Genomic DNA, 25,892 nt, shown 5'->3' with positions numbered 1-25,892 from the left:
TCAAACCGATTTTAAACTAAACTCATTAAAAATATCAACACAACGACTTCTAAAGTTTGAACTTGGAAATACCTCTCTTCTTTTCATAAATATTTCAACCTCATTAAAAAAAACATCAATTTCATAAAATTTCCCTCTTTCAAATCTTGTAAAAGGATTATAATAACCACTTAACTTTGGTAACTCTATAACTGTACTCCCAAAATCAATAAATGTACCTGGGTAAATAAGCACACCTCCACCTATTCTTACAAAATCATTTATTATTGCTCCGAATTTTTGTTTCTTTGTATCAATAATTATATTATCAAATAATTTTACTTTTATAGTTGAATAATCTACATTTAAATCTGCTGTTTTAGTATACCCTGCAATATTACACCAATCTCCAACATATGAATGTATCAAAGCTGATTCATGACTTTTATTTGTAAAATCTCCAATAATTACATTTTCTAATTCACCTGCTATTTTACAATTTTTCCCAATTATTACTCCCCCATATATTCTTGCATCTTTTATTGAAGTATTTTCTCCGACAAAAAGCGGTCCTTTTAAATAAGAAAAAGGGGAAATTTTAACATTTTTATCTATAAAAATAGGACCTTCACTAGTATCAAAAATAACACCTGTCGCAATTTTAACAGAATTATTTATATAAAGATCTTCACTAGCACCTATAATTTCACCACTAAAATTATATGATTTTGACAAAGAATTTGATTTTTTTATATAACCCGTTGTGCATTATGAAATGAAAAAAACAAGAGTTGTTTATTAGACTGAAAATCAGTATATTGTTTTTGCTATAAAACGATATAAATGAACAACATAGAGCAAATATATGAAAGAATTTTGGAAGTTTTAGGACTTTTTTCAGAAAATCAACTGATTAGTTATCAGAGAAGAACACCTAAAATGAGCGATTTAGAAGTCATAAGTCTTAATATTACTGCTGAATACTTGAGTATTGATAGCGAATTACAGTTATTTAGAAAATTGCCAAACTCTCTGATAAACAAAATTGAAAGAAGTGTTTACAATAAGCGAAAACGAAGACTATCCCTACAAACAGAGCAAATTAGACAGCGTATTTCGATGGAGTTCAATGAGTTTGAAGATATTTTTATCGTTGATAGCATGCCAATGAAAGTTTGTGAAAACGCTCGTTCTACTCGTTCAAAAATTTGTAAAGAGCAATCCTATTCTTCACCAACATATGGTTATTGTGCTTCACAGAAATTATATTTCTATGGCTATAAACTACACGCAGTATGTTCTTTAAATGGTGTGATTAAGAATTTTGATATAAGCCCTGCATCCGTTCACGACATCCACTATTTAAAAGATATTGGTGAGCAAATGCGAAACTGTACTTTAATTGGAGATAGAGGCTATTTATCAGCAAAAGTTCAAATAGATTTATTTAACTATGCTAATATTAAATTAGATACACCAATGAGAAGTAATCAGAAAGATTATATTCCTCAATTTTCATTGTACAAGAAAAAGCGAAAACGAATTGAGACATTTTTCTCTCAACTTTGCGACCAATTTATGATTAAAAGAAACTATGCTAAAACTTTTGAAGGCTTTAAAACAAGGATAATCAGTAAAATAACCGCCGCAACGGTTATTCAATATATCAATAAATTTATCTTCCAAAGAAAATTAAATCATCTAAAAATCAGTATTATTTAAAATGCACAACGAGTTTTTTTATATAGTATAAATCAATATCAACATACTCACTAACATTATAAATAACTTCCCAAGGAGGCAATTCTTCCACCAACTCCTTTCCACCAGAGATAATTTTCCTTTCGGCACCCGTTAATATTCCTGTCCTAATTTCACTAAATTCTTTTTTGTAAATTTTAAATACGTTTTCTTTCATTTTTTACCATTTTTAGCAAAGATAGCGAAAGTCTTTAAACTTATTTTTAACTTATAATTACGAGAAAATTAACAAAAGGGATAAACAAAATAGTACTTAGTACTAAAACAAAGAGCAGTCTTGATTAAGCTATTAATTGTAAATTAAATTTTTGAAAAAAATACTAAATATAACCCGTTGTGCATTATGAAATGAAAAAAACAAGAGTTGTTTATTAGACTGAAAATAAGTATATTGTTTTTGCTATAAAACGATATAAATGAACAACTTAGAGCAAATATATGAAAGAATTTTGGAAGTTTTAGGACTTTTTTCAGAAAATCAACTGATTAGTTATCAGAGAAGAACACCTAAAATGAGCGATTTAGAAGTCATAAGTCTTAATATTACTGCTGAATACTTGAGTATTGATAGCGAATTACAGTTATTTAGAAAATTGCCAAACTCTCTGATAAACAAAATTGAAAGAAGTGTTTACAATAAGCGAAAACGAAGACTATCCCTACAAACAGAGCAAATTAGACAGCGTATTTCGATGGAGTTCAATGAGTTTGAAGATATTTTTATCGTTGATAGCATGCCAATGAAAGTTTGTGAAAACGCTCGTTCTACTCGTTCAAAAATTTGTAAAGAGCAATCCTATTCTTCACCAACATATGGTTATTGTGCTTCACAGAAATTATATTTCTATGGCTATAAACTACACGCAGTATGTTCTTTAAATGGTGTGATTAAGAATTTTGATATAAGCCCTGCATCCGTTCACGACATCCACTATTTAAAAGATAGTGGTGAGCAAATGCGAAACTGTACTTTAATTGGAGATAGAGGCTATTTATCAGCAAAAGTTCAAATAGATTTATTTAACTATGCTAATATTAAATTAGATACACCAATGAGAAGTAATCAGAAAGATTATATTCCTCAATTTTCATTGTACAAGAAAAAGCGAAAACGAATTGAGACATTTTTCTCTCAACTTTGCGACCAATTTATGATTAAAAGAAACTATGCTAAAACTTTTGAAGGCTTTAAAACAAGGATAATCAGTAAAATAACCGCCGCAACGGTTATTCAATATATCAATAAATTTATCTTCCAAAGAAAATTAAATCATCTAAAAATCAGTATTATTTAAAATGCACAACGAGTTAAATATAATACCACGATAAGCTAAAATATCCTATCTCACTTAATCTATTTTTAGGTTTTCAGCTTTCCCTTTCTAGCATAGGCTCTTCGGATAGAGGGTACTGGTTTTATTTTACACCTTTTAGGGTCTAATTTACACCCTAGAGGGTCCGTTTTAGAGGTTACAGGGTCTAAAATAGAGCCTACGGGGTTCAGTTAAGACCTTACAGAGGTAAATCTAGTGGTGGTAAGGTCTAAGTTAAAGCCTCCCAACTCTATTTTTAGCCTTGTAAGGTCTTCGTTTGCCCCTTTAGCCTTCATTATACTGTTATCTAGGCTTTATTTTCTTCGTCTTTGGTATTGGTAGTACCGCTAGTGGCGGCTGCTCTGGTCTGATAATGGGTGCTAAGATCTTTGTAAATACTGGTAGTCCCTGCTTGGTTTTGGGTGGCTAAGAATTTTACATAACGGTAGTAAGATACTGCAGCGGTGTAGTTGTCGTAATCCAAAAGTGTTTTGGTGTCTGTCATCATTTCTATCACTCGGTCTAGTTTCTTCAGAGGGGCTTCTAGCTGGGTTCTTGCGAGATAGTCTTTATCAAATTCTGCCTTGTCTATGGTAGGCGGCACTGTGCTAGGGTCTTGCTCCATATAGAGTTTGCATTTGTCTACCAGCACCTTGTTTTTGTCTGCTATACGCCCGTATTGCCTTCTTTCTTCTGGAGTGAGATTGACTGCCTTGGATTGGATAACGCCGAGTATCGCTCCGATGGCATCATCTATCGTTTTGAGTTCTTGTGCCGAAAATTCTACTGAAATTAAATTGTCAATTGCCATTTCTTCTGTTTTTTTGGTGTTAAAAATATACGAATTACACTATTTCGTCCTAGGTATTGCAGAAGGCGGGGATTTTTAGTACTAAAGTTCAATAGAATTACTACTGTTGAACCTTGCACAAATGTCCAATCGAAGAACTTCAGCCCCGCTTTTGGCAATACCTTGTTGGCAGAAGTTTTTTATTCTAAAGAGTTGTTATATTTTTTCTTATTTTCCTCTACTGTTTTTCTATATTCAGGCGTATTAATTTTTCCTTGCGAAGGGTCATTCATATATTCTCTACGTTTAGTCAAGTATTGTTCTTTTGAGATTAATATTCCCTGATTAAATTTTATCAGCTCCTTTTTTCTTATTAATTCTATGATTTCAAAAATGAAATAATTATTTTCATCATGCAACATTAAAATTAACCCTGGTAAACCCTTAAATTTATACGGTCCGTCATTTAAAGGTATGTCACTTGTGTACCACGCAACATAGTTTTTGTCACCAATTTTAGCATAAGCTTTTTTACATTTATAGTTTAAAATTGTTTTTGTTTCGTTTTTATCAATAATCCAATTAATTTTATCATTAGTTTCGAAAGTAAATAGATTTCTTCCCAGATAATTTGATATATAAATTTCGTTGCCATCTCTATATACTGAATGTCTTACCTTTGCTCTTGGAATTTCACTCAGATCAATTGTTACATTTCCATTTCCAATACCTTGCAACTGTTTCTTAACGGCATCAATATTTGCTTTATAATATTCACTATAGTATACTGATTTATGTTGATTAGCGATTAATATCATTGGTTCAGTTATAATACTTTTTTTATCCAATGTATCAACAAGGTAGCTAAATTTATATTTTATTTCTATATCAGAACTATCGATTTTTGATTGAGATTTTGCTGCAATACAAAAAGATATGAAAAAGTATAAACTAAATAGTGTTCTCATAATTAAATTTTTTAAAAGGGCTGTTAGTGAAACAGCCCTCAAAAGTTATTAAACCATAGGATTTTCATAGCTTGTGCTTCCACAATCTTCTTTATTCATCATTTCCCATTCATTGTATAAACATTCTGGACTATCAAATTGATCATCATAAATTGTTTGATGTAGTGTTCCACAAACTGTTCTCAAAGTAACAAGATATCTAGTTAATACTAAGGAACTTTGTCCGTTTTCTTTTTCCAATTTGCTTTGAGAAGACAAGTCAGTTGAATTTGCATAAGTTAGTGCTGATGTCAAAAATAATGACGCAAGTAAAATGAACTTTTTCATTGTGTTTAATTTAAAAATTAATTAAAAAATAACTGTTTAAAATGACATAAATTTATAATTCTTAAAAGTTAAGACCGCGTTTTCTGTTTTCAATCCTATCAATCAAAGTTGTAGAAGTGATATTCAACACGTTTTTTATAAAATTTCTGCCAACTCAAATATAAAAACAACAATAAGTCAAAATCATTGCATTTCTATCGTTGAGTGTGAACCAAATTTACATACTTGCATTTATATACGCAATACCTCGCCGTATTTTTTTTAACATTAAGCACTCCAAACCGCTTAGACATTAAACTAAACGATAAAAAAAAGCGATAAATTGAACAAAAACTAAGACTTTTTAGCGTTTTATTAGATATTTTACAACCACTCCACTATAAAGAACTCCTGAAAAAAAGACGGCTAATAGGTGGGCGTACCCTACCCCTAAAATCCCAAAATAGGGTTGTAAGGCAAAGATGAGAAGGACGAGCAATACTACCGACAGTGTGGAAATAATAAGATGCAACCTCGTCTTTTCAATCGCAAAGACCAAATTGCTAAACGGCGTCCTAAGCATCATACCTATCACCGCTGCTCCTAAGAAAATATTAAATAAGTGAGTTTGCCCTAAATATTGAGTTCCAAAAAGACTCATAATCTCATTGGCATAAGCTGTTCCCAAGCCCAAAATCAATACTGATAGCGCCGAGAATAAGACTAAATATTGAGTAATGTACCTTTTGATAAATGCTTTATCTTGATGGTGTTTGCACAGTTTAGGGTAATCATTATGAATGAACACTCGTGATAGGAAAATTAAATTTAATGGTATGAGAGAAGCCGTTTTGTATTCCGCCAAGACCCCCTCACTAAACAACACCCCAATCATAAATATATCCGTAAGCAAGAACAACTCTTGCATAAGGCTCGCAGCGGCGGTAGAAAGGTTAAATCGCCAAAGTGATTTTACCGAGAGTGGTTTCAGTTCTACTTTTCTGAACTTCCTAAACCCCAAAAAGAATATAAAGTAAGGCGACAAACACAAGGCTAAGACATAACCCCTAAGCCCTAACAACGGCGTAAGCCCTAATGCCAAACCTAGCAAGGCAATACTATTGACAATCTCCCAAAAAGCAAATTTCCTATTACGGAAAGAGGCTCTACAAGAGGCTTTATACACTTCCAAAAAGAATAATCCCACAAGCCTTACCAAGAACCATAACACCAAAAAAAAGACTTCTAATTGTTGCCCAAACATTACCAATGCAAGTATGAAGACCAACGCATTTATAACCAACTGCCCCAACAAGCCGTAGTATAATGAATAAGCCTCTAGGTTTTTAAAATCGGTTGAGTGATCTAATTGACTGCCGAATTTTAATAACCCTTGATAAGTCCCCAACCCCACAAAAGGAATAAAAAAAGAAATAAAGTTTTGAACCTTAAACACCATACCTAAATCTTCTTTCAGTAATACTCTAGCCACATAAATATTAACGATAAGCAATACTAATTTAGAAACTAGCATCGCCGAAGCCGTCCAAAAACCATCGTTTTTGAAAAAAGATTTTAGAAAAAGTATGTTTGATTTTAAGATTTTTAATACTGACAAAATAGCTGTAATTTTGTTTCGGTAAAAATAATAACTTACAGATGACTTTCCTAAATATAGCTTACCAAAAATCAAAAAAGATGTATTATTTCTTTGTAGGATTTATCGTGCTAACTTTGATAAGCCATGTCTTTAGGACGAGTAGCATTCCTTTTTTCATTTACGCAATGTACTCCTCTCCCGTCCCCATACAGAATGACTTTTCGTTTTTTGTGATAAAGAAAAGCGACGGCAAAATTTTCAATCATCCTGAATTGTGGAATCATCATAAGCGAATCGTGTTTTACTATTCGTCAAGAACTTGGGAGCAACTTTTAGGTCAAGACAGCCCAAAAACCGTATTCCATAAAAAAGTCTATCCTTCCGCGGACAAAAACTACTTAAATACACATTATCCCAAATGGCTCTTTAGATACATACAACAAGTGGAAGGTAAGAAGTTAGACCACATCACTTTATACAAAGTAACTGTAAACTACGACAAACATAATAAATACTCCGTAAAAAATGTTGAAAAAATATTTACGCAAGGGCAATAGTTCCATTAGAGATTTAGCCAATTATCAGGCTTTAATTAAAAGAAGTGTACTTTTATGCTTTGGTTTGTCGTTCTTATTCAGAAGTTACTCTTCTACATTGAATTTTCAGATGGAAAACCCTTCGTTCCAAATTTCAGGAGGTGATTTTTTAACGAGTTTATATAATTATTTCGGCATCAATTATTTTGTTTTTGAGCACCCTATTTATAGCATTGTATTTACTGTTCTACTATTTATATTTTGGATACTAAGTTTCGTATCCCCAAATAAAAAAGCTATCCCTATTTTATTCTATATCTTTTTCTTGATTTATGCCATTGGGTTTAATTCAAATATGGGGTTTCTCTCTAGCTACCTTAAAGGCTTTATCATTATAGGCTTTATATTTTTTGTTATTTCTCCCATCAATTTTAATCTTATGTGGGAAGGATTAAGGTATTATGCTTGTTGGATTTACTTTTCCGCCTTCCTATGGAAGTTTATACATAGAGCTATGTTTATGCCTAGATTCGGAGAAATGTCTTTTAAAGACAACTTCTCCTGGTATATATTTACCAATCCTGATAGTATTTTAAGTAAATTTTACCTTTTTTGTATTGAACACCCTTGGATTCTCAACATTGGGGATAAACTTGTATTCTTGTTTGAGGGTCTTTATTTTATTGGATTTTTCACAAAAAAATACGATGCCTTTTTAGGTTGGGCCATCGTAGGACTTCATTTATTTTTGTACTTTTTCAGCGATACGCTTTTTGTGGAAATATGGGTTTTAGGGCTGCTCTTTATTTCAAAATCACAGTGGAGTAGCTTTTCCCAATTCACTAAGACTCTACATAAATACCTGCCCAACTTCTCTTAAGCGGCAGAAGAAAATCTGACAAAAAAGCCACATAAGTTGATTTAGAAAAATCAAATACTTCTATCTCTTGAGATAGTTTGCCCTCTTTTAATGCCGAGCGAAACTCTTGTAGTTTCATGGTTTTCACTTCGCCATTTTCTACGAAACAAGCCTTCATTCGGTCAAATAATCCTAGCTGATAAGTAGTATCTATCTCTCTCATCACACCATTAAGGGCATCTATAGAACACCCTGAAGCCACCTCTTGTTCCTCATCTATACTAATGACGATAAATTGATTTTTTTCAATCTTAAAAGACGATGACAATGGTTTGCCGTGTGCAGCCCAAACGGAAAGAAAGTCAAAAAGTTTTTCTGTAATTTCCTTACTTTCTTTAGGTAAAAAAGGTCTAGAGGCTGGATAAATAAGCACTCTATAATCGTTGGTTTCTACTATATTAGATTCTTCTATTTTCATATAACAAGTTTATAAGATAACTCAACTATAAATCCTCTGCTTCTGCTAAAAGTTCCACAATATCTTTAACTTCTACTTCTGTGTTTTTATTAAAATGCTTCACACCGTCCGTCATCATCGTATTACAGAAAGGACAACCCGTCGCAATAACATCAGGTGTTTTCGCTAAAGCCTCTTCTGTTCTTTCTATGTTTATGTCTTTATTTCCTTTTTCTGGCTCTTTAAACATCTGTGCACCTCCTGCTCCACAGCACAATCCGTTTTGTTTGCAACGCTTCATTTCAACCAACTCTGCATCTAATTTTTTAAGGAGTTCTCTAGGTGCTTCATACTCGTTATTGGCTCTACCAAGGTAACAAGGGTCGTGGAAAGTGATTTTTTTACCTTCAAACCTACCGCCTTCTATCTTCAATCTTCCCTCCTCCATAAGTTGCTTTAAAAACTGTGTGTGATGTAGCACTTGATAGCTCCCACCAAGGCTAGGGTACTCATTCTTTAGTGTATTAAAACAATGCGGACAAGCCGTTACTATTTTCTTGACTTCATAAGCATTAAGGATTTCTATATTGGTGAGTGCCATCATTTGGAAAACAAACTCGTTCCCTGCTCTCTTAGCTGGATCTCCCGTACAGCTTTCCTCTTGTCCTAGAACCGCAAACTCTACCCCTATTTTGTGGAGGATTTTACAAAAGGCTTTGGTGATTTTTTTAGCTCTATCATCAAAACTTCCTGCACAACCTACCCAAAACAAAACCTCGGGAGCTTTACCTTCGGCAGCGTATTCCGCCATTGTTTTTATTTTCATAATTATGCTATTTTCAAGTACAAATATATAAAACTTTTTTACCTCAGATTAATATTTTAGCTCATTATTTGTAATACCAAAATTTTTTATTAGATTTATGGAATAAGTAAACTTTTAAATCTAATATTATGAAAAAAATTATTTTTATTGTAGCCTTGTTTACAACAGGACTAATTACCGCAAAAGAAGGTAAAGTTGATTAAAAAATCAATGAAAAAAAATCAGTAAAAACAGAAACACTGCCACCAGCAAAACAACAATCAGGCTGTTTCTCTTTTACCTTATCTTGTGGAATACCAGGCACAGCGTGCGGAGATTCTACCATTGAGCTTATAGGATTAATCTTAAAAGCAGATGATGATATTTGCGGCAAATAATCAACAACCTTACAAATACCTTTTTTCAAGAAAAGTATTTGTTTTTAAAAACAAAGTATAATGAAATATATTTTTCTAAGCTTAATATTTGTAAGTTTGAATTGTTTTAAAGCACAACAAACAGCTATTGATAGCTTAAAAATTCAGTGTGAATACTCATTGCACTATCAAACTGACTCTACCGATATACATAGCAAAGACAACGAAAATTTTTTATTGTTTATAGGGAAAAACAAATCTCTTTTTTTAAGCACCAATAAATACAAAAGAGATTCTATAAAAAACTCATATATTAAACAAAGTAGTATTAAAATGCTGGATTTAACAAATTTTCCTAAAACAGCGTTTCCCTACAAAATTGTCAAAGATTATGTTAATAACAACATCTTATTTTATGATGATATTTCAGCAAAACTTTCTGTTTATTATACCGAACAACCTAACTTAATATGGAAAATTTCTGATGAAACAGATAAAATAGCAAATATAGATTGTAACATAGCATATACAAATTATGCAGGAAGAGTGTATAAAGCTTGGTATGCCACAAACATTCTCCTACCAGAAGGTCCTTACAAGTTTAACGGACTTCCTGGACTCATAATTAAAATAGAAGACACAAAAGGATATTATAAATTTGAGCTCATCAGTATTAAAGACTTGAGTAGTTATAAAAAACTATAGACATGGAAAACAACCATATTAACGGAAAAAAGATAACAAAAAAAGAATACCTGAACGCCAAAAAGAACTATATTGATAATTTAGGAGAAGAACTTAGAAACTCTGGTATTTTTATTGGAGCAGATGCTATAAAAAAAGCTCAAGATAGAGCCAAAAAGAAAAACAACCCTATTGAACTGAAGGTTGATTAGTTAAAAATCAAAAAAAGGTTGACTCCAAAGAATAAGTCAACCTTTTTTGTTTATTTCAAAACAACGAGCTTCAAATAAATTTCTCCAACCTTCCATTCTTTTAATCCTCATTAGCCCAATTCAGTCTATCTGCCTGATTGTACTGCCAAGGCGCAGCATTGTTCTCTACATTTGTCATCATTAAGTTAAGCTCTTGTGGTGCCGCTGACTGCTCCATTACCAAAAATCTTCTCATCTCAAAAATAATAGATAATGGGTCTATAAGTACAGGACAAGCCTCTACACAAGCATTGCAAGAGGTACACGCCCAAAGTTCTTCACGAGTAATGTAGTCATCTAGTAGCTTTTTACCATCATCTACAAATTTGCCATTCTTGTTGATGTTTTGTCCTACTTCTTCCAAACGATCTCTTGTGGACATCATTATTTTTCTAGGAGATAATTTTTTTCCTGTTAAATTAGCTGGACAAACCGCAGTACACCTTCCACACTCGGTGCAAGTATAAGCATTTAGCAACTGTACTTGATTTAAATCAAAAATATCTTCTGCCCCAAACTTAGCTGGCGGTTCAGCTCCATCTGGCGAAGCTGCATAAGGGTCTGCATTAGGATCCATCATTAGCTTAATTTCCTTCGTAACAGAATCCAAATTATTAAATGCACCCTTAGGTTTAAGATTGGCAAACCAAGTATTAGGAAATGCAAAAATGATATGCAAATGCTTGGAATAGTAAAGGTAATTCATAAAGAATAAAATCCCTAGTATATGTACCCACCAAGCACTTCTTTCAACGAAAATAAGAAAAGAACTATCAAAACGAAACACCTCCATAATAGGCACTAAAAATGTTCCGCTCACAGGGAACGCTCCTAAATGATGATAACCCTCTACACCTCGAGTCTGTAAAATAGAGTCTGCAGCATTCATTTTAAGAAATGTCATCATAAGTACAAACTCAATTACCAAAATCCAGTTAGCATCATTCTTAGGCCACCCAAACATTTCTTTCATATTGAAACGCTTTACAGACAGCACATTCCTTCTTATAAAAAATATAACCACTGCAATGAGAACCAGCAAAGCCATAATTTCTAAAGTACCAGTAAACAGAGCATATAGCGTTTCTCCCATCACACTAGCTAGAAACCTGTGTGTACCGAAAAGTCCATCAACTATAATTTCTAACATTTCCATATTGATGACTAAAAAGCCAACATATACCAAAATATGTAAGAAACTAGCCACTGGTCTTGCTCCCATCTTACTTTGTCCTAAGGCTACATTCGCCATAGTACGCCATCTTTCAGGCTTATTATCAGTTCTATCAATAGCCTTACCGAGTTTGATATTGCGATAAATCTCTTTTAAACTCTTAATAAATAGACCAAAGCCTACCACCAAACAAATAAGGAACAATATGTTATCTATGTACTGCATTGTAACTGTTTTTATATTCTACTTCCCAAACACAGAGATGTTAATGTAGCGTTTAGGATTATTTTTAATATCCTCTATTAACCCATTAAGATTTTTTGAGGTCTGATTAAGATTATTGTAAAGCTGTTCGTCTTTAGCTATCTTTCCTAAAGAACCCTCTCCGTTTTGAATTCCAGAAATTAGTGTATTTAATTTATCAGACGTCAAACTTAGTTTAGCAACAGCATCATTTAGTTTATTGATGTCTAGATTCTCTACCACATTACCATACTTGTCTAATGTTGCCTTTGCACTCACGGTTGCCAAGTTAGCATTATCTAGCATCTTTTGTATTTTAGGGTCTGTGTTAGAAAGCATTTGGTTAGTCTGAAGAGAAGTCTGTCTGAATGACTCTACCGTATGATTAAGACTTTGTAAAAGTTGCTTGATTTCTCTTCGGTTTTGCTCGTCCATTATTTTATTGGTACTCGCAAGAGTAGAGTCTAAGTTTGTTAAAACATGAGACAACTGATCTTTAACAGGCTTAACCTCAGAAGAAAGACTATTAAACACTGATTGCTGGAGTGTACCCATTAAAGTATCTCCATTTTTGGCTTGCTCGCCATCATAAATAAGATTAATTTTAACTTCTTTACCAGACATCAACCCTGGTTCAAATATCTCAACCGTAGATTTTTTAGCAAATCCAAACTTATTATCTACAGTAATCTTAACTACAAAATAAATATGACCATTGGCTGCTTTTACTGGCTTAATTTCCTCCACTTGACCTACTTTTAGCCCGTTTATAGAAACTGCATTAGACGCCGAAAGCCCTTGCACATTATCATACTTTACATAATAGACATTGTCCATAGAGAATATATTTCTCCCTTTCATAAATTGATAAAGAAGTACAAACCCTACAATAGCCAATATTGCAATAAGCCCCGCTTTTAATTCTTTAGAAAACTTCATTTTATTACATTAGGTTCAACTAAGCAAAGATAAGATTTTTAATTTTTAACATCAAAAAAGCGACTATAAAGTCGCTTTTTAATCATATTTATATTAAATCTAAATTATTGCTCTTGAGTTTTATTATAAACTTCAATTCTATAATCTTTTATATCTGCATTATCCTGAAGGCTCTTCAGTAAGCTCTGTGTAAACATTTGAGCATTCTGTTGCTCTAACATTTGCACAAACTGCTTAGCATCTCCTGGCTGCTTGTTCTCTGCTACCTTTTTCTTAACCACAACATAAACACCAGTATTACCTTCTATTGGTTTAGAAACTTTATTAGGAGCTACACCAAAAGCCGCACCCGCTACCTTAGGTTCTATTGCCATACCTAAGCTAGGAGTTAGCATATTTATCTGTCCACTCTCTTTAACTGCTCCAAACTGTTTAGCTACTTGATCTAATGACGAAGACTTAGAAGCATTTAATTTTTCAACGATTTTCTTAGCCAATAACTGATTTCTTACTATTAGCTCTATCTGCTCTCTTACAGACTCTGGATCGGCTAACCCTGCCTCTTGTTTTCCATTAAGATAAGCCACAACATAATCTCCATTACTTGTAGTAAATATGTTTGTATCTCCCTTACCCGTATCTTTATTGAATGCCCAAGCTAAAACTTCTTCGTCTTTATCTGTTCCTAAACCTTGTATTTGCCCCTGAAAACGACCTACCATTTTAGGATTAGCAAACTGATAGTTGCTCTTCTTAGCTAAATTAGCAAACTCATTAAACGATTTACCCTGAATCTGCTGTATAAAAGTATTTGCTTGTGCGTAAACTTTATTCTGTGTTTCTTTAGAAGCTCTTATATCTTTAGCTAAGTTAGCAATTTTATAAACAGGCATCTTATTTTCATTTACCATAACATGGTATCCAAATTGAGTCTCTACAACACCTACTGCACCTTTAGGATTAGACTCTACCCAATCTGCAAAAGGCTTTACAAAACCACTCTTACCAGGAAGAACCCATTGTAACATTCCCCCTTGTTGTGCAGACCCTTTATCAGCTGACAATGACACAAACTGAGCAAATTTAGCAGGATCAGCCTTTACTTGAGCAGCGATGCTATCCGCTAACTTTTTAGCTTCCTCTTTAGTTCTTTTTATCGAAGGATCTTGCTTAGCTACATCTGTACCTGCAAAAGCAATCAGAATATGCTTAGGTAAAGTTGCCTCACTTTTACCTACTAATTTAGTCACATAGTATTTCCCTCCTGATTTATATGGACCGTAAGCTTGACCTACAGTAGCTGTCTTCACAAAAGCCTGCGCTTCTTGTGGAACTTCTTGCTCTGACACAAAACCATATTTAACGGGAGCCTCTGAATTTATCTCTACAAACATAGAATCACTAGGAGAGTTTAAGAAGTTTTCCCCCTCGCCGTTATAAAGTTTTCTTAACTCTTTTAGTGTCAAGCTATCATCCATCGCACTAGGTTTGGCAGGAAACAAAACTACTCCTAAATTTCTGCTTGCTTCTGCCTTAAATGCAACAGGGTGCTTCTTGATAAAATTAGCTAAATCTTCAGAGGTTACTTTAACAGGATTCTTTTGTGCAAATGTATTGTAATCTATTTTCACAAAATCTATATCCGCCACCTGATCTCTATTTTTCATGATAAGCTCAGCTTCTTTTTTGCCTACCGTAATACCATTAGTTACGTTAGCAAAAAGCTGACGAGCCATCATTCTGTACTCTATTGTTTTTCTGATATTAAGCCACTGATTATACTCCTGTACTCTACCACTTTCTCTAAGCCCTTCTATTTCCTTTTTAATTTCGGTTAGCTTAAAGTTTCCTTTAGCATCAAAATTTTGAGGGTTTTGTGAAAACATTGGGTCGTACTGCAACTGATTCCAAAAGAAATCTTCAGTAAGTTCTAATCCCATTTTCTCAAACTGTTGCTTGATAAGTTTAGACTGTACCAAAGTTTGCCAAGCCTGCTCTTCCAATCCTACCAAAGGTTGACCTTGGCTTTCCGCTTGATTACGCATCAGCATAAGTTGCTCATTATACTCGTCCCTAGTAATTTCCTCACCATTTACTTTACCAAGAATGTTAGGATCTTTACCAAAAACCTTATCTAAACTATCTGGATTTACCAAAAATGCTAGTAGTGCAATAGCAATAAAACCTATCAATATCCAAGGTCTTTTTCTAATTTCTCCTAAAACTGCCATTTCTAATATTTAGTTTTTAAAATCAATTTGCGAAAATACACATTTTTAGAATAATATAAAACATTATTTTCTTTTATTTTTCTCCCAAAACTTTAGGAAATAAACAAATTTATTTACTTTTGTGTCCTTAATCTTAAAGAGAACTGTATGGAAATAGGAGAAAGACCTTGGGGAAAGTATTTTGTATTAGCAGACGAAACCAACTATAAACTAAAGCGTGTAGAAGTATTCTCTAAACAACGCCTCTCTTACCAATACCATAATAAAAGACAAGAAGCTTGGACCATTATACAAGGTACCGCTAAGGTAACTTTGGATGATGTAGAAACCATCTATAAATATGGCGAAACTGTACTCATACCCCTTGGCTCAAAACATCGTATTGAAAATATCGGCGATGATATCTTAATTTTCATAGAAGTGCAAACAGGAACTTACTTTGGCGAAGACGACATTGTAAGATTACAGGATGACTACGCAAGAGAATAGCCCGAAGTTTTCATGAAAATAATCAAAAAAAATAAACTTCTTTACTACCTTGAGAGCTACGCCCGATTTCTACGCCCGTCACTTGATTTTGATGACAAAATTACACAGTTAGTTACATCGCTCTCTGACACAACATTAGAAAAAATTCGGCAGCGTGTAGATTACTATAATCAACTGAACCAACCAAAAGAAATAACCAAGCAACTACAAATCAAAGATTTAAAACACCCCAAAACTCCAAAGGTTTATTATTTTGATACTTATGAGTATGCTAGATTTTTTGACCACCACTCTTTCTTTGATTGTATTTTTGGTGATGTAATACATATTCCCGATACACCTAGTATTGTAAAAAGTAGACCTATAAATCCAAATAACCAAAATAGTATTTTGCTCAATTTGGATAAGGTACGTCATTTTGTCTGGGTAAAAAAAGATATTCCATTTTCGGAAAAGAAGACACTCCTAATAGGAAGAGGTGCGGTGGTGCAAAACCATCGGATAGATTTTTACCGAAAATATTTTAAACATCCGTTATGTAATTTGGGACAAACCAACCAACAGGGTGGAAATCCTGAATGGATAAAACCCAAAATCACCCTAAAAGAACATTTAAAATACAAATTCATTTTGAGTTTACAAGGCAATGATGTAGCTACCAATCTTAAATGGATTATGTCTTCCAATTCTATCGCTGTAATGCCTAAACCTACTATAGAATCTTGGTTTATGGAAGGAACTCTAGTTGGTGGGAAACATTACATTGAAATAAAACCCGACTATTCGGATTTGGAAGAACAACTAAATTTTTATAGTGAAAATACTGAGATTTGCTTGGAAATCCTCCACAATGCCCATCAACATTGTCAGCAATTTTGGAATCCAGACATAGAAGACTTATGTAGCCTATGGGTACTAAAAAAATATTTTGAATACACACATAACTATTAGTCAAGGAACTAATAAGTTTTCCCACGCTTTTTTAGTGGTTTCAAACTCATTTTCCATACTATATTTTTCCAAAACATACTCCGAAGCCCTCTTTCCTTTGTTTAAAATCTCTGACGGGCACCTGTCATAATCTTGAATAGCCCTTTCAATAGACTGTACAAATTGAATAATATCACCATCTGCTACTGGCTCAGAAAATTCAGTATTAAAATATTCTCTTCCTGCCTGCCCTTTGTAACCTATCACATAACATCCACACGCCATTGCTTCTACGGGTGGAAGACCAAAACCTTCTCTATGATTAAATGATAAAAACAATACCGCTTCTCTCAAATTTCTTGCGACTTCTTCTTCACTCATATTATCTAAAGCACACAGTTCCCACCCTTCTATCAAAGACTTAGCTTTTAAGATTAAAATCACTTGCTCTGAATCTTCTTTCAATTTACGTGGCATATAGCAAATTTTTTTTGCCTTATTTTCTGAATAATAAAAATTTGTTTTATCTATTCCCAATGTAATCTTCTGAATATTTATACTAGGGAAAACATACCTCAAGTATTTATAAGCATCATCTGAGGCTACAATTACCCCCAAACAATCTTTGCTAAGATAAGGATTATCTACACTATACCTAAAATTATAATGCTGAAATGTATAATAACAATTTTGATTAAAAATAACATACTTCCTTCCCTCCAACGACTTATGTATTTGGCTTCCATAAATTTCAGGCATAACAATTATGCCATCTTTTTCTACAACCGTATCTTTTATTCTTCTTATTTTTCGTTTCAGACTATCAAAAAGTGTCTTCTTTTTATTTCCGAGTTTACTTAATACTTTACAAAAAATATCGTAGTTATATGCTATTTTTTCAGTAGAATACCATTTATTTTTATTTGAACTACGCTTCTTTAATAATAATACAGCCAAATAGCCTAAACGATTTAAATTATCCACCTGACGGTAAATCTGCTTCACTCCTCCTGTTGGATTTGTATTTGACGGACAAAAAAAATAGATTTTCCTCATTATTACTTAATTATGTTATGAATCCAATGCTCCAATGAATATTTACCCAAAATAGCCGTATCTAACGGATTATAAGGTTTGCTAAAAAAGGCTTCCGAAATTTTAATATTTTCAGGATCAATCAAACAAATATTCTCTGGAGAATAAAAATCATAATTTAAAATATTGGGATTATCTGTAATCATTTTTTTCTGGAGCCCCAAAGCCTCAAAAGGCCTGAAAGACAATCCCGCCTGGTTATCCTGTGCCAAATCCAGCAAAATACGAGATTGACTACTAATTTTATAAGATTGAGAAAAGGGAATTAATTTATTAGTGATTGTAATAAAAGGACTCTTGGAATATTCTGATTCTTCGCTGGAATAATGATTGTACAAAAGAGCCCTTGAATGGTATCCTATACGATTTAAATGTTCCAAAATTTTCACAAGCTTATCAATCCTACCATCTTGTGTTCCTAAAAATAACACATCATAAATAATATCTTGATTAGGCATTGTAGGAGCAAAGAAAAAATTAGTATTCTTCTCAAAACCATACTTTTCGCAATCCAAAGAATCAAAACTAAAACATTTATCGAAATAAGCAATACTATCTCTTTGACTAGGAATTTTCTCTATACTATCCCAAAAGAAAGCCTTCAACATATTCGTTTTAGATTTTAGCCGAATTAAATCATCTGGAGACAAAACATCTGGACGATTTATGATTATTTGATCAAAAAAATCTGAATTATGAGCTACTTCTTTTAATTCTCCATATTGCCTTTCATCTTTAAGATTTCTTCCTAAAAATGTTTTCATAAATAGATTTTGAATACGCTCACCAATGTGCTTATACTTATATCGTTGTGTATAAGCACTCACAACATGAGTAACCTCGGCATTACTATATTTCTTCAGCCCATCATACACCACTTCATTAAATCCATAATAATCTGGAGCGATAAAAAGAATTTTCTTCATCTTTTAACAAAACAACTTAGAAAACCAATACGAAAAACTATACTTAGAGGCAATATCATGTTGAGATTTATACGATTTATTAATAAATCGCTCAAAATCCACTTGACTACAATCCGATTCCACAACAAAAATATTATTTTCATCATAAAAATCATAATTTTTAACTAATCTATTGTTAGTAATTAGCTTTTTCGAAAACCCTACCGCCTCAAAACAACGAAATGATAGGCCTTTATGTATTGTGTTTTCAACATCAATTAGAATATTGGAGGCCATACTCTCCAACATAGAAGTTTCAAACGAATTTCCCGTTTTTCGAAACTGAATAGGTGTATTTTTGTATGGTTTTATTTTACTTTCATTTCCATATACTACAGTCATATTCAAAGACAATCCGAACGACTTCAACAACTCCGATAGACTAACTAACATCTCCATTCTATCTTTCATAAAAGTTCCCACAAAAAACACATCTTGCTTTATATCAACTCGTTGAGATATATAATCAAAATAAAAATTAGTGGTATGATAGGTATTGGGAAAGCGCTTTGTATCTTCCTTATCAAATACATAAAATTTATCAAAGTGAGAAATTCTAGTACTTGCCAAAGGAAATCTACTCATACCATCCCACTGATAACCAACGGAAAAATCTGATTTCTCTTTTACACTTTGTAATACCTTCCTAGAAAATAAATCAGGACGAACAACCAATGCATAATCAACACTGCCTAGTTTTTCAATAAATTTCAATTGATTAGCTTCCTGAATTTCTGCAAGTTTTTCTGCTTTATAGACTCGGTTGTTAAGAAAAATTTTCTTAGCTCCGTGTATAAGGTAGTCCTGCCATATAAGTTGAGATTTTGCATTCATATCATAAGGCAACAAATAGACTTTAAAACCTAAGTATTCTAAGTTTTTTCTAAAACATTCTGGCAAACCAAAATGATTAGGAATTCCCAAAATAATGCTTTTCCCTTTAAAATCCCTACTCATATTGTTCTAATTTATACCCTTGCTGCTCTATATGCTCCTTCCAAAAGTCTAGTTCCTTATCCCAACAATGGCATCCAAAAGGCAACATTCCTCCATTCAAAACAAAGGCTTTTTCTTGCTTATTTTCAATTGCAAACTCACACGCTTTTTTATAGTCTGGCTTACGGAACGAAAGTCCATTTCGTTGAGGTTCAATGCTAAAAAAAACATCTTCAGCATAAAAAGAAGATTGATTGCTCGGTTTAAGATAAATAGAGACAACCTCCGAAAGCTGCTTAAGCACCTCAATACACTTTTCTCTTTTCCTTAATGAAAGACCTCCATTACCTACTTGATTGTACAACAACGATTTATTCTTTTGCCATTTACCATTTCCTTTATAATTGATAATTTGTTTTAGAAATGACAATCCAAAATCCCACATTTTTTGGGGAATAGGTATATGGTCTGAACTCCTTAACCATGGAGCTCCAACATAATCATAGTCCTCCAATAACCAGCTTTCCAAATCATTTTTAAACAAAAAAGCATCGGGCTGACAAATAAGAATATATTTCGTTTTAAAAGATTGATAAAAATCCTCACTCAACATCAACTGATTGTACCCATAAATACCATCAAAATAACATTTTGCAAAACACTTAAATCGTGCTTTTGGATAATGTTTCCTATAGTAAGAAATATCAAGTGTTTTGGGGCAGACAAAAGCAATATCATACCCATCTAAAACCTTAAAGGTTTGCTCAATAGAAACCACTTCAAGTGCTGTAGGTTTCTCTTTATAGATAGGTATGATAATGGTTACCATTTAAGCTTTCTTAAACTCCAAAACCGTTTTTTCTATAATAGCAACACACTCCATTAGCTGCTCCTCTGTAATTACCAAAGGTGGAGCTAAACGGATAATATTACCGTGTGTAGGCTTCGCTAGAAGACCATTTTTAGCTAAATCTAAACAAAGATTCCATGCTGTTGGACTGTCTTGGCTATCATTGATAAGAATAGCATTTAATAATCCTTTTCCTCTTACCTTATAGATTAAATCTGTTTTTGCTATAATCTTTTCTATCTCCGCACGGAATATTTTACCCAATCTTTCTGCTCTTTCAGATAATTTCTCCTCCTGAACTACATCCAAAGCTGCTATTGCCACAGCACACGCCAAAGGGTTACCTCCGAAGGTAGAACCATGTTGCCCTGGGTGTATTACCTTCATAATACTATCATTCGCTAAAACAGCAGATACTGGATACATTCCTCCAGACAACGCCTTACCCAAAATTAAAATATCTGGTTGCACCTCTTCGTGATGACACGCTATTAGCTTACCCGTTCTAGCAATACCTGTCTGTACTTCATCTGCAATAAACAAAACATTATGCTTTTTACAAAGTTCTTGTGCTTTCTTCAAGAAACCTTCTGTAGGTACATATACTCCAGCTTCACCCTGTATAGGCTCTACCAAAAATCCAGCTACATTTTCAGCTTCTTCTTCTAACACCTTTTGTAAAGCATCTAAATCATCATAAGGTATTCTTATAAACCCTGGCGTAAATGGACCATAATTACTGTGAGCATCAGGGTCGTTAGAAAAAGAAACTATCGTTGTCGTTCTTCCGTGGAAATTATTCTCACAAACAATAATTTTAGCATTATTACCTTGAACGCCTTTTACTTCATAGGCCCATTTTCTCGCAAGTTTTATAGCTGTTTCTACGGCTTCTGCACCAGAGTTCATAGGCAATACTTTATCAAAACCTAAAAGTTTAGTTATCTTCTCTTCATAAATCCCTAGTTTAGAATTATAGAACGCACGAGAAGTTAATGATAATACCTTAGCCTGTTCCACCAAAGCATTTACAATTTTAGGATGAGAATGCCCTTGATTAACTGCCGAATAAGCAGAAAGGAAATCATAATATTGTTTTCCTTCTACATCCCATACCAAAACACCTTCTCCTCTGTCTAAAACTACTGGTAGTGGATGATAGTTATGGGCACCATGACGATCCTCCAAATCTATAAAATACTGAGCTGTTTTCAAATTTTTGTTATTTGACATATTACTATTTTTAAATAAATACAAGTATATCGGCAAATTTAATGATTTTTTATTTAAACCACCCTTTTGCCACTCTTTATGAAAAACCCCTAAAAAATTATTTCTAGGGGCTAAGCACATTACATATTTTCGTAATCTTTATTCATTTTAAAGGTTTCCATAAACTTGGTAGTATAATTACCTGCTACAAAGTCTGGATCATCCATCAACTGCCTATGGAAGGCTACCGTAGTTTTAACTCCCTCTATATAAAACTCTTCTAAAGCCCTCTTCATTTTAGCAATAGCTTCTTCTCTAGTTTGAGCCGTAGTAATGAGTTTAGCTATCATAGAATCATAATTAGATGGTATGGTATAACCAGAGTAAACATGAGTATCTACTCTTATCCCGTGTCCTCCCGGAATATTAAGACTAGTAATTTTTCCCGGAGATGGTCTAAAATCTTGATAAGGATCTTCCGCATTAATCCTACATTCTATTGAGTGTAGTTTAGGATAATGATTTACACCAGATATAGGCGTTCCTGCCGCTAGAAGAATTTGTTCTCTAATAAGGTCATAATCTATAACCTGCTCTGTAATAGGATGCTCTACTTGGATACGAGTGTTCATTTCCATAAAGTAGAAATTCCTGTGCTTATCTACTAAGAACTCTATCGTACCTACTCCTTCATAACCAATATATTCTGCAGCCTTTACCGCGGCCTCTCCCATTTTTTCACGAAGTTCTTCAGTCATAAAAGGAGAAGGAGTTTCCTCTGTTAACTTTTGATTTCTCCTTTGTATAGAACAATCCCTTTCAGAAAGATGGCAAGCCTTACCATATTGGTCGCCAGCTATCTGTATTTCAATATGTCTAGGCTCTTCTATGAGTTTTTCCATATACATACCTCCATTACCGAAAGCAGCAACAGCCTCTTGCACCGCGGAATCCCAGTGATCTCTAAGATCCTCCGCTTTCCAAACAGCACGCATACCCTTTCCTCCACCTCCTGCAGTTGCTTTTATCATCACTGGATAACCAATTTTTTCTGCAATTTTTGCAGCCTCTTCATAAGAACCTATCAAACCATCAGAACCTGGCACACAAGGTATCCCCGCAGCCTTCATAGTTGCTTTAGCAGTAGCCTTGTCCCCCATTTTTTCTATTTGTTCTGGGCTAGCTCCTATGAACTTGATATTATTTTTCTGACAAATTCTAGAAAAATTAGCGTTTTCCGACAAAAACCCATATCCTGGGTGGATAGCATCAGCATTGGTAATCTCGGCTGCAGCAAGTATATTAGGTATACTCAAATAAGAGTCTTTACTCGTTGGAGGTCCTATACAAACCGCTTCGTCTGCAAATCTTACATGCAGACTATCTTTATCCGCTGTAGAATAAACTGCAACAGTTTTTATCCCCATCTCCCTACAAGTACGGAGAATCCTCATTGCAATCTCTCCACGATTGGCTATTAATATTTTTTTAAACATTTTATAAGAAACTTTAAATTAAAAATAAATTACCCCATATCAACAGAGCAAACTGTAACACTTTTTTGACTTAAAATTTCTCTACTTAAGACGGATCAACAAGGAATAATGGCTGATCATACTCCACAGGAGTTGCATCATCTACCAATATTTTAACTATCTTACCACTTACCTCACTCTCTATTTGGTTAAATAGTTTCATAGCTTCTATAACGCAAACTACCTTCCCTTCAGATACAGAATCTCCTACATTTACAAAAACATCTTTATCTGGCGATGGCTTTCTATAGAATGTACCTATCATTGGTGATTTAATAGCGATATATTTACTATCATCATCTGCTTTACCCTCCTGAGCTACAGGAGCAGATGACGAAGATACTGCCGCAGGAGCTACTGGCGATGCCACAGGCGAAACTGCAGGAGATTGTGGTAAAGATTGCTGAACATAAGTTATATTCTCATTAGAGCCAGGATTTTTAATATTTATTTCGTAATCCTTTGTTTTGTATTTAACCTCAGCCACTTCCGACTTAGAAACAAACTTAATGAGGTTTTGTAAATCTTTTAAATCCATAAGATAATTTTTAACACCCAAATATAATAACAAAAACCACTCAATCCAAAAAAAAGAGCGGTTTTATACATAAAATAATTTCTACTACAGTAGCTTAGTTTTCTTCTGTAGTTTCTACATTTTTCTCCATTACTACCTTTCCTCTGTAGTAAAGTTTTCCTTCGTGCCAGTGAGCTCTATGATAAAGATGTAACTCTCCTGTAGTAGCATCTTTAGCTAACTGAGGAACTACTGCTTTGTAGTGAGTTCTTCTTTTATCTCTTCTGGTTGACGACTGTCTTCTCTTAGGATGTGCCATTATTACTGTTTTTTATTTTTCTATATTATGTTAATACTCTCTTCTCTATTTATTTTTTAACTTGCTCAATGCCTGCCATCTAGGGTCTATATCTTCATTGGATTTTTCTTCCTCTAATTCACCTAAGGCTTTAGGACTATACTTTTCTAACAAAGCCTCATACTCTTCATTCCCCTCTACCTCCGGCGAAACTTTCTTCATTGGAATAGATAAAATCACCGCCTCGTAAACTAATTGAGCCACATTAAAATGATAATCACTTGAAGGAATTGTAATAACTTCCTCGTTACTATCATCATACTCTTCTCCAAACTTCACTAAAACTTTGAGCTCATGTTCTATTTCATAAGGAAAATCGTTCCCACTTATATCGCAAATCAAAGTTACTTCTCCTGATACTTTCACCCAAAACTCTAAGAAAGTGGTATGCTTTTCCAACAAAACATCTACCAAAATCTTAGGTTCACTAAAATCTACATCTGCATTAAATAAACTAAAGAACTCTTTATCTATCTCAAACTCAAACTGGTGTTTACCATTTTTTAAGCCTGAGAAAACAATATCATATTTTCTAAATTTATCCATAAAAATGGTCTGCAAAAATAAGTGTTTTTTTTTATATAACAAAATCTACATTACAAATTAAACAGAACCGATGTCTTTTCCTCTATTTTTTAAACATCTTCATCTGGCAAATCTTCGTCTACGCCATTATTCCCACTTCTTTTAACTTTCAGCCTATTCTCCATAAGAGATTGATATTCGCTCCTATTTTGGAAAATTTTTATCCCTGTAAATACCGCTTCCTCAAAAGAGCTATGATCAGCCATATTTTTTCCTGCTATATCATAAGCTGTTCCATGGTCTGGAGAAGTTCTTATAAAAGGTAAACCCGCTGTATAATTTACTCCCTCCTCATACGCCAAAGTTTTAAATGGTGCCAAACCTTGGTCATGATACATTGCTAAAACAGCATCAAAAGCTTTATATTTCTGTGGCTGGAAGAAACTATCTGCAGGATAAGGTCCGAACGCCAAAACACCATTATCAAAAGCCTCTTTTATTGCTGGAATGATAATTTCTTGCTCCTCTTTGCCTATCGCTCCACCGTCTCCAGCATGTGGATTAAGCCCTAAAACTGCTATTTTTGGTTTAGCAATACAAAAATCTTCCACCAACGTGGCATTTAATATATTTAGATGATTTTTTATCTTTTCTTTGCTAATGTTTTGAGCCACTTCCGAAATTGGGATATGATGCGTTACCACGGCTACTTTTAAATCTTCGGTTACTAAAAACATCAATCCTTTCTTCCCAAATTTCTCTTCTAGAAAACCTGTATGCCCTGCATGCTTGAATCCATGTTTTAGCATTTCGTCTTTATTAATAGGTGCTGTTACTAAAACATCTATCTCTCCTTGCCTCAAAGCCTCTGTAGCTGCTTCCAAAGAATCTATCGCCATTCTTGTGGATTCCTCCGTAGGTTCTCCTAAATTTACATTAACATTATCTTTCCAAAGATTAACAATATTAATTTTACCAGCAGACGCTTCTGTGGCTTTATTGATATAATTAAAGTTAGTCTGAATTTTAAATATATTTTTTTGATAAGAAAAAAGTTTCCCTGAACCAAATATCACAGGAGTAAAAAAATCGGTAATAGATTTATCCTTTAATGTTTTTAGAATAATTTCAGGACCTATACCGTTAAAATCTCCTATGGAAATCCCTACTCTAGGTTTGTGATGTTTTACACTCATTTTACTTATCT

General features: G+C 33.5%; 30 protein-coding genes. 8 read left to right on the top strand and 22 right to left on the bottom strand.

What is annotated here, in order from left to right; all coding sequences use genetic code 11:
- Positions 1-714 (bottom strand): hypothetical protein, encoded by a 714-nt coding sequence (locus tag VIX88_RS08755; protein ID WP_064971315.1) that lies wholly within the window; start codon positions 712-714, stop codon positions 1-3.
- 108 nt (positions 715-822) lie between these two features.
- Here VIX88_RS08755 and VIX88_RS08750 point away from each other — a divergent pair, with 108 nt between their 5' ends.
- Positions 823-1,701 carry an IS982-like element ISRa1 family transposase gene (locus VIX88_RS08750; RefSeq protein WP_127919822.1) on the top strand — a complete coding sequence of 293 codons (879 nt, stop codon included), beginning with the start codon at positions 823-825 and terminating at the stop codon, positions 1,699-1,701.
- On the opposite strand, the gene VIX88_RS08745 is transcribed toward VIX88_RS08750, so the two are convergent.
- Positions 1,694-1,897, bottom strand: a complete 204-nt coding sequence (locus tag VIX88_RS08745; protein WP_214193763.1) for a hypothetical protein — start codon at positions 1,895-1,897, stop codon at positions 1,694-1,696. The genes VIX88_RS08750 and VIX88_RS08745 overlap by 8 nt on opposite strands.
- 259 nt (positions 1,898-2,156) lie before the next feature.
- Between VIX88_RS08745 and VIX88_RS08740 the strand changes: the two genes are divergently transcribed.
- Positions 2,157-3,035: an IS982-like element ISRa1 family transposase gene (locus VIX88_RS08740; RefSeq protein WP_127919813.1), complete on the top strand. Its 879-nt coding sequence runs from the start codon at positions 2,157-2,159 to the stop codon at positions 3,033-3,035.
- A 325-nt stretch (positions 3,036-3,360) separates the two neighbouring features.
- Here the strand turns inward: VIX88_RS08740 and VIX88_RS08735 are convergent, their stop codons facing one another.
- The 4 genes from VIX88_RS08735 to VIX88_RS08720 form a co-directional block, all read right to left on the bottom strand.
- Entirely contained in the window at positions 3,361-3,864 is a 504-nt protein-coding gene (locus VIX88_RS08735) for a hypothetical protein (protein ID WP_064968473.1), read from the bottom strand.
- A 179-nt stretch (positions 3,865-4,043) separates the two neighbouring features.
- On the bottom strand, positions 4,044-4,811 hold the full coding sequence (locus tag VIX88_RS08730) for a GLPGLI family protein (RefSeq protein ID WP_064968472.1): 768 nt from the start codon (positions 4,809-4,811) through the stop codon (positions 4,044-4,046).
- A 48-nt stretch (positions 4,812-4,859) separates the two neighbouring features.
- Positions 4,860-5,138, bottom strand: a complete 279-nt coding sequence (locus tag VIX88_RS08725) for a hypothetical protein (RefSeq protein WP_064968471.1) — start codon at positions 5,136-5,138, stop codon at positions 4,860-4,862.
- 343 nt (positions 5,139-5,481) lie between these two features.
- Positions 5,482-6,810, bottom strand: coding sequence for a lipopolysaccharide biosynthesis protein (locus tag VIX88_RS08720; protein ID WP_064971260.1), 1,329 nt, complete (start codon positions 6,808-6,810; stop codon positions 5,482-5,484).
- On the opposite strand from VIX88_RS08720, the gene VIX88_RS08715 reads away from it, so the two are divergent.
- Positions 6,777-7,274: a hypothetical protein gene (locus tag VIX88_RS08715; protein ID WP_004917177.1), complete on the top strand. Its 498-nt coding sequence runs from the start codon at positions 6,777-6,779 to the stop codon at positions 7,272-7,274. The genes VIX88_RS08720 and VIX88_RS08715 overlap by 34 nt on opposite strands.
- Positions 7,243-8,133 (top strand): GTP cyclohydrolase, encoded by an 891-nt coding sequence (locus VIX88_RS08710; RefSeq protein ID WP_214193762.1) that lies wholly within the window; start codon positions 7,243-7,245, stop codon positions 8,131-8,133. The genes VIX88_RS08715 and VIX88_RS08710 overlap by 32 nt, the downstream gene beginning before the upstream one ends.
- On the opposite strand, the gene VIX88_RS08705 is transcribed toward VIX88_RS08710, so the two are convergent.
- The 3 genes from VIX88_RS08705 to VIX88_RS08695 form a co-directional block, all read right to left on the bottom strand.
- Positions 8,096-8,590, bottom strand: coding sequence for a hypothetical protein (locus VIX88_RS08705; protein ID WP_004917175.1), 495 nt, complete (start codon positions 8,588-8,590; stop codon positions 8,096-8,098). The two genes, VIX88_RS08710 and VIX88_RS08705, sit on opposite strands and share 38 nt — an antisense overlap.
- 25 nt (positions 8,591-8,615) lie before the next feature.
- Positions 8,616-9,401: a (Fe-S)-binding protein gene (locus tag VIX88_RS08700; RefSeq protein WP_127919915.1), complete on the bottom strand. Its 786-nt coding sequence runs from the start codon at positions 9,399-9,401 to the stop codon at positions 8,616-8,618.
- Between the two features lie 193 nt (positions 9,402-9,594).
- Positions 9,595-9,801: a hypothetical protein gene (locus tag VIX88_RS08695; protein WP_214193761.1), complete on the bottom strand. Its 207-nt coding sequence runs from the start codon at positions 9,799-9,801 to the stop codon at positions 9,595-9,597.
- 31 nt (positions 9,802-9,832) lie between these two features.
- Here VIX88_RS08695 and VIX88_RS08690 point away from each other — a divergent pair, with 31 nt between their 5' ends.
- Both VIX88_RS08690 and VIX88_RS08685 read left to right on the top strand, forming a co-directional pair.
- A complete protein-coding gene (locus tag VIX88_RS08690) occupies positions 9,833-10,456 on the top strand; it encodes a GLPGLI family protein (protein ID WP_214193760.1) in 624 nt (207 codons plus the stop codon).
- Between the two features lie 2 nt (positions 10,457-10,458).
- Positions 10,459-10,647, top strand: coding sequence for a hypothetical protein (locus VIX88_RS08685; RefSeq protein ID WP_214193759.1), 189 nt, complete (start codon positions 10,459-10,461; stop codon positions 10,645-10,647).
- Between the two features lie 100 nt (positions 10,648-10,747).
- On the opposite strand, the gene VIX88_RS08680 is transcribed toward VIX88_RS08685, so the two are convergent.
- From VIX88_RS08680 to VIX88_RS08670, 3 genes are all read right to left on the bottom strand, one after another.
- A complete protein-coding gene (locus VIX88_RS08680) occupies positions 10,748-12,085 on the bottom strand; it encodes a (Fe-S)-binding protein (protein ID WP_064970877.1) in 1,338 nt (445 codons plus the stop codon).
- Positions 12,086-12,103: 18 nt separating this feature from the next.
- Positions 12,104-13,042 (bottom strand): MlaD family protein, encoded by a 939-nt coding sequence (locus VIX88_RS08675; protein WP_049354204.1) that lies wholly within the window; start codon positions 13,040-13,042, stop codon positions 12,104-12,106.
- Between the two features lie 104 nt (positions 13,043-13,146).
- Positions 13,147-15,273, bottom strand: a complete 2,127-nt coding sequence (locus tag VIX88_RS08670; RefSeq protein ID WP_064970068.1) for a peptidylprolyl isomerase — start codon at positions 15,271-15,273, stop codon at positions 13,147-13,149.
- Between the two features lie 147 nt (positions 15,274-15,420).
- On the opposite strand from VIX88_RS08670, the gene VIX88_RS08665 reads away from it, so the two are divergent.
- Positions 15,421-15,762 (top strand): phosphomannose isomerase type II C-terminal cupin domain, encoded by a 342-nt coding sequence (locus VIX88_RS08665; RefSeq protein WP_004917166.1) that lies wholly within the window; start codon positions 15,421-15,423, stop codon positions 15,760-15,762.
- Positions 15,763-15,774: 12 nt separating this feature from the next.
- Positions 15,775-16,713: a glycosyl transferase family 90 gene (locus VIX88_RS08660; protein ID WP_064970070.1), complete on the top strand. Its 939-nt coding sequence runs from the start codon at positions 15,775-15,777 to the stop codon at positions 16,711-16,713.
- Here the strand turns inward: VIX88_RS08660 and VIX88_RS08655 are convergent, their stop codons facing one another.
- The 10 genes from VIX88_RS08655 to pdxA form a co-directional block, all read right to left on the bottom strand.
- A complete protein-coding gene (locus tag VIX88_RS08655) occupies positions 16,714-17,748 on the bottom strand; it encodes a glycosyltransferase (protein WP_064970072.1) in 1,035 nt (344 codons plus the stop codon).
- Between the two features lie 2 nt (positions 17,749-17,750).
- A complete protein-coding gene (locus VIX88_RS08650) occupies positions 17,751-18,713 on the bottom strand; it encodes a hypothetical protein (protein ID WP_064970074.1) in 963 nt (320 codons plus the stop codon).
- Positions 18,714-18,716: 3 nt separating this feature from the next.
- Positions 18,717-19,709 (bottom strand): hypothetical protein, encoded by a 993-nt coding sequence (locus VIX88_RS08645; protein WP_064970076.1) that lies wholly within the window; start codon positions 19,707-19,709, stop codon positions 18,717-18,719.
- Positions 19,702-20,517, bottom strand: coding sequence for a DUF5672 family protein (locus VIX88_RS08640; protein WP_064970077.1), 816 nt, complete (start codon positions 20,515-20,517; stop codon positions 19,702-19,704). Before VIX88_RS08640 ends, VIX88_RS08645 begins: the two co-directional genes overlap by 8 nt.
- A complete protein-coding gene (gene rocD / locus VIX88_RS08635) occupies positions 20,518-21,771 on the bottom strand; it encodes an ornithine--oxo-acid transaminase (protein ID WP_064970098.1) in 1,254 nt (417 codons plus the stop codon). It lies immediately after the preceding gene.
- A gap of 119 nt (positions 21,772-21,890) precedes the next feature.
- Entirely contained in the window at positions 21,891-23,246 is a 1,356-nt protein-coding gene (gene accC, locus VIX88_RS08630) for an acetyl-CoA carboxylase biotin carboxylase subunit (RefSeq protein ID WP_052911343.1), read from the bottom strand.
- A gap of 85 nt (positions 23,247-23,331) precedes the next feature.
- Positions 23,332-23,823 (bottom strand): acetyl-CoA carboxylase biotin carboxyl carrier protein, encoded by a 492-nt coding sequence (accB, locus tag VIX88_RS08625; protein ID WP_064970079.1) that lies wholly within the window; start codon positions 23,821-23,823, stop codon positions 23,332-23,334.
- A 94-nt stretch (positions 23,824-23,917) separates the two neighbouring features.
- Entirely contained in the window at positions 23,918-24,121 is a 204-nt protein-coding gene (gene rpmF / locus VIX88_RS08620) for a 50S ribosomal protein L32 (RefSeq protein WP_004917152.1), read from the bottom strand.
- A gap of 45 nt (positions 24,122-24,166) precedes the next feature.
- A complete protein-coding gene (locus tag VIX88_RS08615) occupies positions 24,167-24,706 on the bottom strand; it encodes a YceD family protein (protein WP_052911342.1) in 540 nt (179 codons plus the stop codon).
- Positions 24,707-24,795: 89 nt separating this feature from the next.
- Complete coding sequence (pdxA, locus tag VIX88_RS08610) at positions 24,796-25,881, bottom strand: 4-hydroxythreonine-4-phosphate dehydrogenase PdxA (protein WP_064970082.1); 1,086 nt, start codon at positions 25,879-25,881, stop codon at positions 24,796-24,798.
- Positions 25,882-25,892 lie beyond the last annotated feature (11 nt).

It is taken from the genome of Riemerella anatipestifer, assembly GCF_035666175.1.
In the GTDB taxonomy this organism is placed as follows: domain Bacteria; phylum Bacteroidota; class Bacteroidia; order Flavobacteriales; family Weeksellaceae; genus Riemerella; species Riemerella anatipestifer_D.
Note: the sequence above shows the minus strand (reverse complement) of the source record. Positions and strands in the feature narration are given on the sequence as shown.

What these genes read in the sequence shown, in the direction of transcription:
- VIX88_RS08750 (WP_127919822.1), top strand. Translation starts at nt 823, where the DNA reads ATGAACAACATAGAGCAAATATATGAAAGAATTTTGGAAGTTTTAGGA.
- VIX88_RS08745 (WP_214193763.1), bottom strand. Translation starts at nt 1,897, where the DNA reads ATGAAAGAAAACGTATTTAAAATTTACAAAAAAGAATTTAGTGAAATT.
- VIX88_RS08740 (WP_127919813.1), top strand. Translation starts at nt 2,157, where the DNA reads ATGAACAACTTAGAGCAAATATATGAAAGAATTTTGGAAGTTTTAGGA.
- VIX88_RS08735 (WP_064968473.1), bottom strand. Translation starts at nt 3,864, where the DNA reads ATGGCAATTGACAATTTAATTTCAGTAGAATTTTCGGCACAAGAACTC.
- VIX88_RS08730 (WP_064968472.1), bottom strand. Translation starts at nt 4,811, where the DNA reads ATGAGAACACTATTTAGTTTATACTTTTTCATATCTTTTTGTATTGCA.
- VIX88_RS08725 (WP_064968471.1), bottom strand. Translation starts at nt 5,138, where the DNA reads ATGAAAAAGTTCATTTTACTTGCGTCATTATTTTTGACATCAGCACTA.
- VIX88_RS08715 (WP_004917177.1), top strand. Translation starts at nt 6,777, where the DNA reads ATGACTTTCCTAAATATAGCTTACCAAAAATCAAAAAAGATGTATTAT.
- VIX88_RS08710 (WP_214193762.1), top strand. Translation starts at nt 7,243, where the DNA reads ATGTTGAAAAAATATTTACGCAAGGGCAATAGTTCCATTAGAGATTTA.
- VIX88_RS08705 (WP_004917175.1), bottom strand. Translation starts at nt 8,590, where the DNA reads ATGAAAATAGAAGAATCTAATATAGTAGAAACCAACGATTATAGAGTG.
- VIX88_RS08690 (WP_214193760.1), top strand. Translation starts at nt 9,833, where the DNA reads ATGAAATATATTTTTCTAAGCTTAATATTTGTAAGTTTGAATTGTTTT.
- VIX88_RS08685 (WP_214193759.1), top strand. Translation starts at nt 10,459, where the DNA reads ATGGAAAACAACCATATTAACGGAAAAAAGATAACAAAAAAAGAATAC.
- VIX88_RS08680 (WP_064970877.1), bottom strand. Translation starts at nt 12,085, where the DNA reads ATGCAGTACATAGATAACATATTGTTCCTTATTTGTTTGGTGGTAGGC.
- VIX88_RS08675 (WP_049354204.1), bottom strand. Translation starts at nt 13,042, where the DNA reads ATGAAGTTTTCTAAAGAATTAAAAGCGGGGCTTATTGCAATATTGGCT.
- VIX88_RS08670 (WP_064970068.1), bottom strand. Translation starts at nt 15,273, where the DNA reads ATGGCAGTTTTAGGAGAAATTAGAAAAAGACCTTGGATATTGATAGGT.
- VIX88_RS08665 (WP_004917166.1), top strand. Translation starts at nt 15,421, where the DNA reads ATGGAAATAGGAGAAAGACCTTGGGGAAAGTATTTTGTATTAGCAGAC.
- VIX88_RS08660 (WP_064970070.1), top strand. Translation starts at nt 15,775, where the DNA reads ATGAAAATAATCAAAAAAAATAAACTTCTTTACTACCTTGAGAGCTAC.
- VIX88_RS08655 (WP_064970072.1), bottom strand. Translation starts at nt 17,748, where the DNA reads ATGAGGAAAATCTATTTTTTTTGTCCGTCAAATACAAATCCAACAGGA.
- VIX88_RS08650 (WP_064970074.1), bottom strand. Translation starts at nt 18,713, where the DNA reads ATGAAGAAAATTCTTTTTATCGCTCCAGATTATTATGGATTTAATGAA.
- VIX88_RS08645 (WP_064970076.1), bottom strand. Translation starts at nt 19,709, where the DNA reads ATGAGTAGGGATTTTAAAGGGAAAAGCATTATTTTGGGAATTCCTAAT.
- VIX88_RS08640 (WP_064970077.1), bottom strand. Translation starts at nt 20,517, where the DNA reads ATGGTAACCATTATCATACCTATCTATAAAGAGAAACCTACAGCACTT.
- rocD (WP_064970098.1), bottom strand. Translation starts at nt 21,771, where the DNA reads ATGTCAAATAACAAAAATTTGAAAACAGCTCAGTATTTTATAGATTTG.
- accC (WP_052911343.1), bottom strand. Translation starts at nt 23,246, where the DNA reads ATGTTTAAAAAAATATTAATAGCCAATCGTGGAGAGATTGCAATGAGG.
- accB (WP_064970079.1), bottom strand. Translation starts at nt 23,823, where the DNA reads ATGGATTTAAAAGATTTACAAAACCTCATTAAGTTTGTTTCTAAGTCG.
- rpmF (WP_004917152.1), bottom strand. Translation starts at nt 24,121, where the DNA reads ATGGCACATCCTAAGAGAAGACAGTCGTCAACCAGAAGAGATAAAAGA.
- VIX88_RS08615 (WP_052911342.1), bottom strand. Translation starts at nt 24,706, where the DNA reads ATGGATAAATTTAGAAAATATGATATTGTTTTCTCAGGCTTAAAAAAT.
- pdxA (WP_064970082.1), bottom strand. Translation starts at nt 25,881, where the DNA reads ATGAGTGTAAAACATCACAAACCTAGAGTAGGGATTTCCATAGGAGAT.